The organism is Rhizobium sp. AB2/73 (assembly GCF_020871915.1).
In the GTDB taxonomy this organism is placed as follows: Bacteria; Pseudomonadota; Alphaproteobacteria; order Rhizobiales; family Rhizobiaceae; genus Rhizobium; species Rhizobium dioscoreae.
In genome coordinates this window covers 1,626,879-1,639,327 of sequence record NZ_CP067071.1, presented here as the reverse complement: position 1 = coordinate 1,639,327, position 12,449 = coordinate 1,626,879, and the positions used below count along the sequence as shown (strand labels likewise).

At 60.0% G+C, this 12,449-nt stretch carries 14 protein-coding genes; 8 read left to right on the top strand and 6 right to left on the bottom strand.

Annotation, left to right across the window (positions count from 1 at the left end):
• Nucleotides 1-6: 6 nt before the first annotated feature.
• Together purC and I8E17_RS08245 are read right to left on the bottom strand one after the other, a co-directional pair.
• Entirely contained in the window at nt 7-771 is a 765-nt protein-coding gene (gene purC / locus I8E17_RS08250; protein WP_069613005.1) for a phosphoribosylaminoimidazolesuccinocarboxamide synthase, read from the bottom strand.
• 266 nt (nt 772-1,037) lie between these two features.
• A complete protein-coding gene (locus I8E17_RS08245) occupies nt 1,038-1,592 on the bottom strand; it encodes an alpha/beta hydrolase (protein ID WP_069613004.1) in 555 nt (184 codons plus the stop codon).
• Between the two features lie 168 nt (nt 1,593-1,760).
• Here I8E17_RS08245 and I8E17_RS08240 point away from each other — a divergent pair, with 168 nt between their 5' ends.
• Nucleotides 1,761-2,561 carry a DUF2189 domain-containing protein gene (locus tag I8E17_RS08240; RefSeq protein WP_069613197.1) on the top strand — a complete coding sequence of 267 codons (801 nt, stop codon included), beginning with the start codon at nt 1,761-1,763 and terminating at the stop codon, nt 2,559-2,561.
• Between the two features lie 85 nt (nt 2,562-2,646).
• Nucleotides 2,647-3,162, top strand: a complete 516-nt coding sequence (locus I8E17_RS08235) for a low affinity iron permease family protein (protein ID WP_069613003.1) — start codon at nt 2,647-2,649, stop codon at nt 3,160-3,162.
• Here I8E17_RS08235 and purB read toward each other — a convergent pair.
• The 4 genes from purB to I8E17_RS08215 all read right to left on the bottom strand — a co-directional run bounded on the left by purB (nt 3,143) and on the right by I8E17_RS08215 (nt 6,907).
• Nucleotides 3,143-4,444 (bottom strand): adenylosuccinate lyase, encoded by a 1,302-nt coding sequence (gene purB / locus I8E17_RS08230; protein ID WP_069613002.1) that lies wholly within the window; start codon nt 4,442-4,444, stop codon nt 3,143-3,145. The genes I8E17_RS08235 and purB overlap by 20 nt on opposite strands.
• 104 nt (nt 4,445-4,548) lie before the next feature.
• On the bottom strand, nt 4,549-4,962 hold the full coding sequence (locus I8E17_RS08225) for a hypothetical protein (protein ID WP_229002109.1): 414 nt from the start codon (nt 4,960-4,962) through the stop codon (nt 4,549-4,551).
• Nucleotides 4,963-5,059: 97 nt separating this feature from the next.
• Nucleotides 5,060-5,746, bottom strand: a complete 687-nt coding sequence (rpe, locus tag I8E17_RS08220) for a ribulose-phosphate 3-epimerase (RefSeq protein WP_069613001.1) — start codon at nt 5,744-5,746, stop codon at nt 5,060-5,062.
• 81 nt (nt 5,747-5,827) lie between these two features.
• Nucleotides 5,828-6,907, bottom strand: coding sequence for an ABC transporter substrate-binding protein (locus I8E17_RS08215; protein ID WP_069613000.1), 1,080 nt, complete (start codon nt 6,905-6,907; stop codon nt 5,828-5,830).
• 168 nt (nt 6,908-7,075) lie between these two features.
• Here I8E17_RS08215 and I8E17_RS08210 point away from each other — a divergent pair, with 168 nt between their 5' ends.
• The 6 genes from I8E17_RS08210 to I8E17_RS08185 are packed head-to-tail and all read left to right on the top strand — an operon-like array spanning nt 7,076 to nt 12,445.
• Nucleotides 7,076-7,570, top strand: coding sequence for a flavin reductase (locus I8E17_RS08210; RefSeq protein WP_069612999.1), 495 nt, complete (start codon nt 7,076-7,078; stop codon nt 7,568-7,570).
• A gap of 19 nt (nt 7,571-7,589) precedes the next feature.
• Nucleotides 7,590-8,519 carry a MoxR family ATPase gene (locus tag I8E17_RS08205; RefSeq protein WP_069612998.1) on the top strand — a complete coding sequence of 310 codons (930 nt, stop codon included), beginning with the start codon at nt 7,590-7,592 and terminating at the stop codon, nt 8,517-8,519.
• Between the two features lie 3 nt (nt 8,520-8,522).
• On the top strand, nt 8,523-9,770 hold the full coding sequence (locus tag I8E17_RS08200) for a VWA domain-containing protein (protein WP_069612997.1): 1,248 nt from the start codon (nt 8,523-8,525) through the stop codon (nt 9,768-9,770).
• Between the two features lie 7 nt (nt 9,771-9,777).
• A complete protein-coding gene (locus I8E17_RS08195) occupies nt 9,778-10,107 on the top strand; it encodes an XdhC family protein (protein ID WP_069613195.1) in 330 nt (109 codons plus the stop codon).
• The gene (locus I8E17_RS08190) at nt 10,107-10,814 is read left to right on the top strand and encodes an XdhC family protein (RefSeq protein WP_069612996.1); all 708 of its coding nucleotides are present in this window, start codon (nt 10,107-10,109) and stop codon (nt 10,812-10,814) included. The genes I8E17_RS08195 and I8E17_RS08190 overlap by 1 nt, the downstream gene beginning before the upstream one ends.
• Nucleotides 10,811-12,445: a molybdopterin-binding/glycosyltransferase family 2 protein gene (locus tag I8E17_RS08185; RefSeq protein ID WP_069612995.1), complete on the top strand. Its 1,635-nt coding sequence runs from the start codon at nt 10,811-10,813 to the stop codon at nt 12,443-12,445. The genes I8E17_RS08190 and I8E17_RS08185 overlap by 4 nt, the downstream gene beginning before the upstream one ends.
• Nucleotides 12,446-12,449: the final 4 nt, after the last annotated feature.

The window sequence follows — 12,449 nt, the reverse complement described above, 5'->3', positions numbered from 1 at the left end:
CTGAACTTACTTGACGAGAACCGGGCCCGTGCCGCGCACGGGTTCGTTTTCATTGATGATGCCGAGGCGGCGAGCCACTTCGGAATAGGCTTCGAGCAGGCCGCCCATGTCGCGACGGAAGCGGTCCTTGTCCATCTTTTCCCGGGTTTCGATATCCCAGAGACGGCAAGAGTCCGGCGAGATTTCGTCGGCGAGGATGATGCGCATCATGTCGCCTTCGAACAGGCGGCCGCATTCGATCTTGAAATCGACGAGCTGGATGCCGACGCCGAGGAAAAGACCGGTCATGAAATCGTTGACGCGGATGGCGAGCGCCATGATGTCATCGAGTTCGGCCGGATTGGCCCAGCCGAAGGCGGTGATGTGCTCTTCTGAAACCATCGGATCTTCGAGCGCGTCGGACTTGTAATAGAATTCGATGATCGAACGCGGCAGAACCACGCCTTCCTCGATGCCGAGGCGCTTGGCGAGCGAGCCGGCGGCAACGTTGCGCACGACGATCTCGAGCGGAATCATCTCCACTTCCTTGATCAGCTGCTCGCGCATGTTGAGGCGGCGGATGAAATGGGTGGGAATGCCGATCTTGTTCAGATGGCTGAAGATATATTCGCAGATGCGATTGTTCAGAACGCCCTTGCCATCGATGACTTCGTGCTTCTTCTTGTTGAAGGCGGTGGCGTCGTCCTTGAAGAACTGGATCAGCGTGCCCGGCTCAGGCCCCTCGTAAAGGATCTTGGCCTTGCCCTCGTAAATACGGCGGCGACGGTTCATTGGTATTGTTCTCTGTCTTTGGCGCTCATGGGACAGCGCAAGTGGATCGTATGTGGGCGTCCCCATAACGGATAAGAAGCGAATTCACAATCCGCCTGCGCCTCCTTCCTCCGAATTCCGGCCTTGGCGGGGTGCCAATGCAAGATTCGGGGTCCAGTCATGGCCTGTTTTACAGGCTTTTATCTGACGATGGAATGAAGCTGCTAGGTACTTCACAGGCTAGTGAGGCGAGGCATGCCTCCATTCATCATCGTTTATGAATAATACTACGGCTTCAGCTGGCTGAGAAACTTCGAAAAGACCATAGTACCCTCCGGCCAGGGGCCGTGACCGGATTCAGTATTGATATGGCCGGATTCGCCGGCATCGATCAGCAGCGAGCCCCAGCTGTTGGCAATATCATCCGCATGTTCGTAGCTGCCGAAGGGATCGTTGCGGCTTGCGATCGTTATCGATGGGAACGGCAGGGGATCGCGCGGATAGGGGCCGAACGTCATCAGATGCTTTGGCCGGATGGCCGGATTGGCGACATCGGGCGGCGCGACGAAGAAGGCGCCAGCGACCTTGTTGCGGAAATGCGGAATCGCATGGATCACCGAGGGAACGCCGAGCGAATGCGCGACCAGGACGACGGGCTTGTCCGAGGCATTCACTTCTTCCGCAATGCGGGCCACCCAATCGTCGCGCACGGGCTTCGACCATTCCGCCTGTTCCACGCGCCGTGCGGTCGAGAGCTTCTGCTCCCAGCGCGTCTGCCAGTGGTCGGGGCCGGAATTCGTATAGCCGGGGATGATGAGGATGTTTGCGTCGGAGGCTTTCATGATTTCGCCGATGTGGAAAAGGGGAGCCCAACTGTCAAGGGAAAAAGGCGACAATTGCGGCAAAATTTGATAGGATTGCCGCTGCCGGTAGCGAATGACGATGTCGGCGCCCCGTTTGCCGCCATCTTGCACCGCCAGCCGAGCACCACGGTTGAGGAGGAGAGCATTATGACGGCCTTTCACGTCATGGCTGGAGCAGACCACACTTTTACGCGCCCCGCCATCCGTAAGATCGGTATCGCCGATCTCGTCGACGCCCTGAAGATGGGGCTGGACGATTTCAGCGAAAAGCCATCGCATTATGTTTTTCTGTGCCTGATGTATCCGATTGCCGGCATTGCGCTGGCGATCTGGAGCACCGACCAGAATCTGCTGCCATTGCTGTTTCCGCTGATGTCCGGCTTCGCCTTGCTAGGGCCTTTGGCCGCGATAGGCCTCTACGAGATCAGCAGGCGGCGGGAAAAGGGGCTGGATACGTCATGGAGCCATGCGTTCGACGTGCGTTTCTCATCGGCCTTGCCGTCGATCATCGTTGCCGGCCTCATGCTGTTCGGTCTGTTCATTGTCTGGCTCTTGGTGGCGCAGAGCATCTACTTCATCTATTTCGGCGATGGTGTCCCTCCGACGCTTTCATCCTTCGTGTCGAGCGTGCTGACGACGCGCGAGGGTATGGCGATGATGCTTTGGGGCGATCTGATCGGCTTCCTCTTCGCTCTCGTCGCGCTGGCGACAACGGTCGTTACGTTCCAGCTGCTGCTGGATCGCGACGTCGGTGTCGTTGCCGCGGTCGATGCGAGCATCCGGGCGACGCTGACCAATCCGGTACCGATCGCGGTCTGGGGCTTGATCGTGACGGCGTTGCTCGTCATCGGCACTATCCCGATCTTTGCCGGACTGGCGGTCGTCATGCCTGTTCTCGGTCACGCATCCTGGCATCTCTATCGAAAGCTGATTTTGACCGGGAACTAGACAGACCGGCATAGGCTGAAGCCGTCATCATTGGAACCGCGGCGCGGTTTCCTACGTTGATCCGCATCATCAGGAGATGCGGATCATGGCGCGACTTACGCATATTTTCACTCGTTTCGCGGTTGTTGTTTCGGAATGGACCGGCAAACCGGCCATCTTCGTGCTGGCGCTGCTTTCGGTGGTCGTTTGGGGAGCCACCGGGCCGATCTTCGGTTATTCCGACACGTGGCAACTGGTCATCAACACCAGCACGACGATCGTCACCTTCCTGATGGTTTTTCTGCTTCAGAACGCGCAGACGCGGGATACGCGGGCCATTCAAGCCAAGCTCAATGAACTGATCCTGACGAGCGCGGCCGAGAACCGCTTTGTCGGGATCGAGAATCTTGATGAAGAGGATCTGAAACACCTCGACCGGCTGGTCGAAAAGGCGGCAAAGCGCGACGATGGACAACATCAAGGCAAGGCTTGCGAGAGCGTCGAGCATGATCGCGTTATCGCGACTGAATCCCCCAACAAAAGAAAGAGGCGGCGCATCAACCGCACCGCCTCAAGTAAAGCAAAATCAGAGACGGGAAATCCTAGCCGAAAACCCGCTTGAAGATCGTGTCGACATGCTTGGTATGATAGCCGAGGTCGAACTTTTCGCGGATATCTGCTTCCGAAAGGGCGGCGCGTACTTCCTGGTCTGCCAGCAGCTCCTCAAGGAAGTCCTTGCCTTCCTCCCAGACCTTCATGGCATTGCGCTGGACGAGCCGATAGGAATCCTCGCGGGACACGCCGGCCTGGGTCAGCGCCAGCAGCACGCGCTGCGAATGAACAAGCCCGCGGAACTTGTTCAAATTCTTCATCATATTGTCCGGGTAGACGAGAAGCTTGTCGATGACATTGGTGATGCGGGCCAGCGCGAAATCGAGCGTGACGGTCGCGTCGGGGCCGATCATGCGTTCGACGGAAGAGTGCGAGATATCGCGCTCGTGCCATAGGGCGACGTTTTCCATCGCCGGGATCGAATAGGAGCGGACCATACGGGCGAGGCCCGTCAGGTTTTCCGTCAGCACCGGATTGCGCTTATGCGGCATGGCCGACGAACCTTTCTGGCCCGGCGAGAAATATTCTTCGGCTTCCAGAACTTCGGTGCGCTGCAGATGGCGGATTTCGGTGGCGAGACGCTCGATCGAGGAGGCGACGACACCGAGCGTGGCGAAGAACATCGCATGGCGGTCGCGCGGGATAACCTGGGTCGAAACCGGCTCAGGCTTCAGGCCGAGAGCGGCTGCGACATGTTCCTCAACACGGGGATCGATGTTGGCGAAAGTGCCGACGGCGCCAGAAATGGCGCAGGTGGCGACTTCCTCGCGCGCCGCAATCAGGCGCTGCTTGCAGCGCTCGAATTCGGCATAGGCGAGCGCCAGTTTGACGCCGAAGGTGGTGGGTTCGGCATGGATGCCGTGCGAACGGCCTATCGTGACGGTGTCCTTGTGCTCGAAGGCGCGGCGCTTCAGGGCTTCCAGCAGCTTGTCGATATCGGCGATGAGCAGGTCGCTTGCGCGCACGAGCTGGACGTTGAAGCAGGTATCGAGCACGTCCGAGGAGGTCATGCCCTGGTGGACGAAGCGGGCATCGGGTCCGACGATTTCGGCCAGATGTGTCAGGAAGGCAATGACGTCGTGCTTGGTGACGGCCTCGATCTCGTCGATGCGGGCGACATCGAAGGTTGCCTTGCCACCCTTTTCCCAGATCGTATCCGCCGCCGATTTCGGAATGACGCCGAGCGCGGCCAGCGCGTCACAGGCATGGGCCTCGATCTCGAACCAGATACGGAACTTGGTTTCGGGAGACCAGATGGCGACCATTTCCGGTCGGGAGTAGCGCGGGATCATAGGCTCAAAGCTTTCTTGGCTAACGGGACAGGAGAACTCGGCGCCCCCATAACAAAGACGGGCGGTAATCACAATGTTTCATGGGCACAATGTTTAGCGGGACTTCAACGCGCCCGTCGCGCAAGATAGGCCGAAACGGCTGTCAGGCATAGCAGGCCGAATGGCAGAAACAAGGTCAGGCCGAGGACGGCGAACTGGTAGACGGCGCTGGCGCCGGTGAACAGGAACTGGAAGATCCAGATAAGCGAACCGAATGGCGCGTGCCAGCGCGAATAGAACCAGCGATAGTCCATGGCGAAGAGGAAGGCCGTCATGGCCACAGTGCCGATGGAGAGGCCCAGAAAGAAGGCGGCAAAACACGCGCTGGTCGGCCGCCGACGGGCAAAACGCTGGGTGAGCGGCACGAGGATGGGCCAGGAGAGGGCGCCGCCGAAGAAGTAGACGAGGGTAAGCGCGCCAAGGTGGCTGGTCAGTAGCCCGTTGCGCAAATAGAGCGCCGCGACCGCCGAGGCGGACATGGCCGCACCCCAGCAGATCGCACAGCCGAGAACTTCAAGGCAATGCGAGGCGACGGTCCGTGTCCGGCCCGCCGTCGCGATGAAGGTGTTGGTCGGGTTAGTTTGATCCAACGCGGCCTCGTTCGGCGGCCGCCCGGAGATCGCTGATCGTCTGCCTGTAGGCATCGACCGATTCGCCCTTGAAGATCGCCGAACCGGCAACGAGGACGTTAGCACCGGAAGCGGTGATCAGAGGGGCCGTTTCAACGGAGACACCGCCATCGACTTCCAGTTCGATCGGACGGTCACCGATCAGGGACTTGGCATTGCGGATTTTATCAGCCATGGCCGGAATGAACTTCTGGCCACCGAAGCCCGGATTGACCGACATGATCAAAATCAGGTCGATATCATCGAGCACGTTTTCCAGCACGGAAAGCGGCGCTGCCGGGTTGAGGGTGACGCCGACCTTCTTGCCGAGATGGCGGATCGTCTGCAGCGAACGATGGAGATGTACGCCGGCTTCGGCATGAACCGTAATGCGGTCGCAGCCGGCCTTGGCGAAGGCTTCCAGATAGGGATCCGCCGGCGAAATCATCAGGTGGCAGTCGAAGGTCGCGGTCGTATAGGGGCGCAGTGCCTTGATGACATCGGCGCCAAAGGAGATGTTCGGCACGAAATGGCCGTCCATAACGTCGAGATGGATCCAGTCGGCACCGGCTTCGGTCACATCCTTGACTTCCTGCCCGAGCTTGGCGAAGTCGGCGGCGAGAATGGAAGGGGCAATACGGATCGGCAAGGTCATGGGTAGCTGAGCTCCAACTGATTATTTCGCGCCTGGATTAGCACCGCTATCGCGGGCAAACAACCGCCAGAACGGCTTGCCTCAGTTCGATGGCGTCACCGGCACGAAGGCATTGCCCCGCCATTCCAGCAGGCGATAGGGATTTTCGGTCAATTCGTGGTTCTGTCCGAACGAGATCGGACCGATCGCTGTTTGGAAAACTGTTCCCACGAGCTTTTCGGCAATGGGTTTATTGTCCGCCTTGGCGCTGTTGGCTGCCTGGCTGGCGATCTGAGCCGCTGCTGCGGCCGGCAGAGTATAACCATCAGGTTCGATGCCAGCCGCGCGCATCGCCTGTACGGTAGACTGGGCTGCCGGCAAGCTGGCATAGTCGGGCAGCGCAATTGCCTGCACACCCTCCAGCAAGGGAAGAGGCTGATCTGCGGCACGCATGGCATCGCCGCCCATCAGGACTAGGGGGATGTTCTCGCTCTTGGCGTCGCGTGCGATCACGGCAACATCGCTGCGGTCGCCGCCGATGAAGACGCGTGTTGCGCCGGCCTTCTTCAAGCGCCTCACCAGGGCGATCTGCTGATCCTGACCGGGGCGATAGGTATCGGTGAACACCGGTTTCAGCCCCTTCTCCTCGAGCGCATTGCGGATCGCGCCGACCAGTTCGCGGCCGTGTATCGTACCGTCATCGATCAGCGCCATCGGTTCCGCGGCCCAATTTTTCAAAATGGTATCGATTGCCACGGCCGCTTCGGCGCTATCGACCGGCGCGAGGCGAAAGAGCGGCCAGCCATTCTTCAACGCATCTTCCATGAGGATGCGCGAGCGTACCGAAACGGTGATGACGGGAATGCCGGCATCCTTGAGGCGCGGCAGCGCTCCCTCCAAGGTTTCCGTGCAGAGAAAGCCGATTGCGACTTGTGCTTTGGCGGCTATCAGCGCTTCTGCTGCGGCGCGGCCGCCATCCTCGGTACAAGGCTCGTTGACCACGGTCGCCGTATCCTTTTGGGCCTGGATCACGAAATTTGCACCAGCAATTATCTCGGCCCCGAGCGCAGCGAAATTGCCATCCTGCGGTGCGACGACGCCGATGTGAATTCCTGCGGCATAGCTGCTGCTGGCCGCCGAAAGCAGCGCAAGCAAGAGCGGAAGGCGGCGCAGAAGGTTCATCGATGGAGTATCCCGGACAATTTTCCTGCCCTATTTATCCGTCTGCGGGGCATCGTCAAAGAAAAAGCAGCAAAATCGCTCTGTTTTCAATAATGCTATTGTAGAAAAGCTAACACCTGACCGTCATATTGAATGTTAGGCAAGCACGACTCAACAAAGGAGACGGTGGTGCTAGACAGGCAACGTATGGACCCGGCGCTTTATCGCGATGCCATGAGCCGCTATGCGGGGCATGTGCAACTGGTGACGACGGCGCTCGGTGCGGAGCGGCGCGGCGTGACGATCACGGCCGCGTGCTCGGTGTCGGATAGCCCGGCGACGGTTCTGATCTGCCTCAACAACAGCAACGCCAAGAACGAGATCTTCTTCAAAAGCGGCATTTTCGCCCTAAACTCGCTCGGCGCAGATCATCAAGCCTTGGCCGACGCCTTTTCCGGCAAGGCGCAACTGACCGTCGATGAGCGCTTCGCTGCCGGCAAGTTCGAGACGCTGGTGACGGGTGCGCCAGTGCTTGCCGATGCTCTTGCGGCCTTCGATTGCCGCGTGATCGAGATCAAGCAGGCCTCCACACACAATATCATCTTCGGCGAGGTGATGGCTCTACGCTATAGCGAACCAAAGCCGGCACTCCTCTATATGAACCGGGGCTATCACACGCTATAACCCCTGCAAGGGAGTTATCATGGCGGATCAGACAATACTTTCGCTGCCGAGTTCCATCGATGAGACGATGGCGTTGCTCGGCGCCCATGACTATCTGGCCGGTCGCGCGCTCGGCACCGTTTTGTTTCTCGCATTGAAGATGAAGCGGCCGCTCTTTCTGGAGGGCGAAGCCGGTGTCGGCAAGACAGAGATCGCCAAGGTCTTGGCGAAGGCGCTCGATCGGCCGCTGATCCGCCTCCAATGCTATGAAGGTCTGGATGTTTCCTCGGCCGTCTACGAATGGAACTATCCGGCACAAATGTTGGAAATCCGTCTCGCGGAAGCATCCGGCCTCACGGACCGCGACCGTATCGAAGCCGACATCTTTTCCGAGCGCTATCTGATCCGCCGGCCGGTATTGCAGGCACTGTCCGGTGTCGGCGGGCGTGCACCTGTTTTCCTGATCGACGAGCTTGATCGCACCGACGAGGCTTTCGAGGCATTCCTGCTGGAAGTGCTGTCGGATTTTCAGGTGACTGTGCCGGAACTCGGGACGATCCGGGCAGCAGAGCCGCCTATCGTCATCATCACAACCAACCGGACGCGCGAAGTGCATGACGCCTTGAAACGACGCTGTCTCTATCATTGGGTCGATTATCCTGAGGCCGAGCAGGAGCTTGAGATTATCCGCCGCAAGGTGCCTGGCTGCAATGAAGTGCTGTCGCGCCAGATCGTCGCCTATGTGCAGAAGCTGCGTACGCTCGACCTTTTCAAGAATCCGGGCGTTGCCGAGACAATCGACTGGGCCACCGCTTTAACGGAACTCGATCGGCTGGCTCTCGATCCGGAAACGGTTTCGGATACGCTCGGCACCTTGCTGAAATATCAGGACGATATCGCCCGTATTCAGGGCGCCGAAGGCAAGCGTGTGTTGGACGAAGTCAAATCCGAACTGCTTACGGCAGGATGAGCCATGGAGCCGGGTGCCCGGGATAGCATCGTCGTTGCGCCGTCACTGCCCGGTGACGGGCGCCTCGCTGACAATATCGTGCTGTTCGGCCGGGTGCTCCGCAGGGCCGGCCTGAAGATCGGTCCTGGGGCGATTGCCGACGCCATAGAAGCGGTCGAAGCCATCGGCATCGGTTCCCGCGAGGAGTTTCATGCTGCCCTCTGTTCCGTTTTCGTCAAGCGGCATGAAGATCTGGTCATCTTCGACGAGGCGTTCCGGCTGTTCTGGCGCTCGCGCGATCTCGTTGCGAAAATGATCGCAATGATGTCGCCGGTCGCACCCGACCATCGCGAGAAGGAGAAGCGGAAACCGGGCGAGAGTCGGGCAACCGATGCATTATTGAGCGATCGGAGCGACCGGAGCCCGCAGCGCGAGACGCCCGATATCGAGATAGATGCGCGATTTACAAGCTCCGGCAGCGAGGTACTGCGCCATCTGGATTTCGCGCAGATGTCAGCGGCAGAGATTGCTGTTGCCAAGAAGGAGCTGGAGAAGCTGCAACTGCCGCTGGATCGTGTGCGCACGCGCCGTTTCGCACCATCTCGCACGGCGGCCAAGGTCGATCCGCGCGCGACAATGCGGTCCGCGCTCCGCACCGGAGGAGCGCTGATCCTGCCGCGCTTCCGGAAGCCGAAGGAAATCCAGCCGCCACTGGTAGTACTCGCGGACATTTCAGGCTCGATGAGCCAGTACACGCGCATCTTCCTGCATTTCCTGCATGTGCTGACCGAACGGCGGCGACGCGTGCATACGTTTCTGTTTGGAACCCGCCTGACCAACGTGACGCGGGCAATGCGCCACAAGGATCCCGATCAGGCGCTGGACGAATGCGCGGCTGCGGTGCGCGACTGGTCGGGCGGAACGCGGATCGGCGAGACGCTGAAGGAGTTCAACTTGATATGGGCGCGCCGCGTGCTCGGGCAAGGCGCAATCGTGCTCTTAATCACAGACGGGCTGGAGCGCGAGGGCGTGGAATTGCTCGGTGCGGAGATGGATCGGCTGCATCGCTCCTGCCGGCGGCTCATCTGGCTCAATCCATTGTTGCGTTTTGAAGGTTTCGAGGCTCGGGCGCGCGGTGTAAAAGCAATGCTGCCGCATGTTGACGAATTCCGTCCCGTTCACAATCTATTATCTCTAGCCGATCTCGTATCGGCGCTCACCGCCGGCCGCGCGGATTCCTATGATCCGCGACGGTTTCTCGGCAAGCAATGAGGCTCCGATGTCAGATATATCCGAAAGTCTGGATCCGCTCGTGATTGCGGAGGAATGGGTGTCGGCGGGACGCAGCGTCGCGATGGCGACCGTTGTCGATACCTGGGGTTCCGCGCCGCGCCCGTCGGGCAGCCATCTCGTGATCGATGGCGAGGGTAATTTTCACGGATCGGTTTCCGGCGGCTGCGTCGAAGGTGCCGTCATTACCGAGGCACTGGACGTCATCGAAACGGGCAAGTCGCGCATGCTGGAATTCGGTGTCGCCGATGAAACGGCCTGGCGCGTGGGTCTCTCCTGCGGCGGCCGCATCCGAGTCTATGTCGAAAGGCTCGCCTGATGGATCGGCAGATACTGGCGCGGCTGAATGAGATGCGGCGCAGACGGCAGGCGGCGATCCTCGTCACCGATCTCTCGGGAGGGCCGGATCGGCTCATCGTCGAAGGCGATGCGCTGGAAGGCGCACTCAGCGATGCTGCTGCAGCGGCGTTCCGTTCGGGGAAGTCCGCGCCCCTTGATATCGACGGGCAGAGCCTGTTCTTCAACGTGCATCTGCCACCGCCGCGCCTTGTTATCATCGGCGCCGTGCATATCAGCCAAATTCTCGCGCGCATGGCGGCCCTAGGGGATTTCGATGTGACGATCATCGATCCGCGCACCGCTTTTGCAACACCGGAGCGCTTCGAAGGCATAGACCTAGTTGCCGACTGGCCCGTGGATGCGCTGAAAGAGCGACCGCTCGACAGCTATATGGCGCTGGTCGCCGTGACCCATGATCCCAAGATCGACGACGAGCCGATCATTCAGGCGTTGAAGACGGGTTGTTTCTATGTCGGCGCGCTCGGCAGCCGCAAGACGCATGCCAGCCGCCTGGAACGTCTGAAGCGGGAAGGCGTGAGCGAAGCTGAGCTTGGACGCATCCATGCGCCGATCGGGCTCCCTATCGGTGCTGCAAGTCCGGCCGAGATCGCCGTCGCCATCCTGGCTGAAATCATCGGCTCGCTTCGCGGGCGGGATGTCTCGTCGCCAAAAGGCGCTACGCTATGATCTTCGGTGAATTTTTGACGGCGGAGGCGGAGGGTGCTGTTCTCGCGCATTCCGTTCGGCTGGCGGCCGGCGGCTTTTCCAAGGGGCATAAGCTCACCGGCGGAGACATCGAGCGGCTCGCTGCGGCCGGAATTGACCGCGTTATCGCCGCGCGCATCGAACCGGGCGACCTCATGGAAGACGAGGCGGCTGAGCAGCTGGCGCGGGCAGTTGCCCACGATCATCTGACTTTTTCTGAAGCCGCGACGGGACGGGTGAATGTCCATAGCACCGTCGACGGCCTGTTTGTTGCAAATCGTATAGCGGTCGATCGCGTTAACAATCTCGATCCGGCGATCACCCTTGCCTGTCTTGCAGACCATGTACCTGTTCGAGCAGGCGACATGGTGGCGACCTTCAAGATCATTCCGCTCGCCGTTTCCGGAGTCAAAATCGCTTCAGGTGTCGAAATTTTGCGGCGGATGCCGGTTTTCGAGGTCAAGCCTTTCGTGCCGCATGCTGTTTCGCTCGTCGCGACGGAACTGCCGTCGCTGAAGGCTTCGGTAATGGACAAGACGGCGCGGATATTATCGCAGCGACTGCAGCCTTCGGGCAGCGTGCTGCAGCGGGAAGAGCGTGTCGCTCATAAGGCGGGCGCCGTTGCTGATGCGATCCGTCGCGCGCTGGCGGCACCCGACCGGATGCCCAAGCTAATGATCGTTTTCGGAGCGTCAGCTGTCATCGATGCCGGCGACGTCATTCCGGAGGCGATTCGGCTTGCCGGTGGCGAGGTCATTCAGGTCGGCATGCCTGTCGATCCGGGTAATCTCTTGGTACTTGGCAAGGTCGGCGACGTTCATGTCGTCGGAGCGCCTGGATGCGCACGCAGCCCGAAGGAGAATGGCTTCGACTGGGTGCTGGATCGCATATTAGCCGGCGAACAACTGACGCGGCGGGATATTAGTGGCATGGGCGTTGGAGGGTTGCTGATGGAAATTCAGTCACGTCCACGGCCGCGCGACATTGTCAACAAACCGCCGTCGGAAATCTCGGTTGCCATCGTCTTGCTGGCTGCGGGAAAGGCGAGCCGCATGGGCGAGGGTGGCGCGCACAAGCTTTTGGCGGAATTCGATGGCGTGCCGCTGGTACGCCGGTCGGCATCTATCGCCATTGCAAGCGGCATATCGGATATCATCGTCGTCACGGGGCACCGGCGCGATGAGATTGAAACCGCACTCAATGGTCTCACCGTCGAAGCGGTATTCAATCCGGATTATGGCTCTGGCATGGCCAGTTCGTTGGTTGCAGGTGTCGGCACACGGGCAGCACGTAGGGTCGATGGTGTTCTTGTCATGCTGGCCGATATGCCCGGCGTCACCAGCGATGATCTGAAAGCCTTGATGGCGGCCTTCCGGGAGGCGAACAGCCAGGCGATCGTGCGGGCGGTATCGGGCGGCAAGCGCGGCAATCCCGTCATCCTGCCACGGTCGGTCTTGAACGCCGTGATGCGGCTGGAGGGCGACGTGGGCGCCCGGCATATCATCGAAACATCGGGGCTTCCGGTCATTGATGTCGAGATCGGCGAGGCGGCACATCTCGATGTCGATACGCCTGAGGCCGTTGTTGCGGCCGGTGGGATTTTGAAGGGGTAGAGTG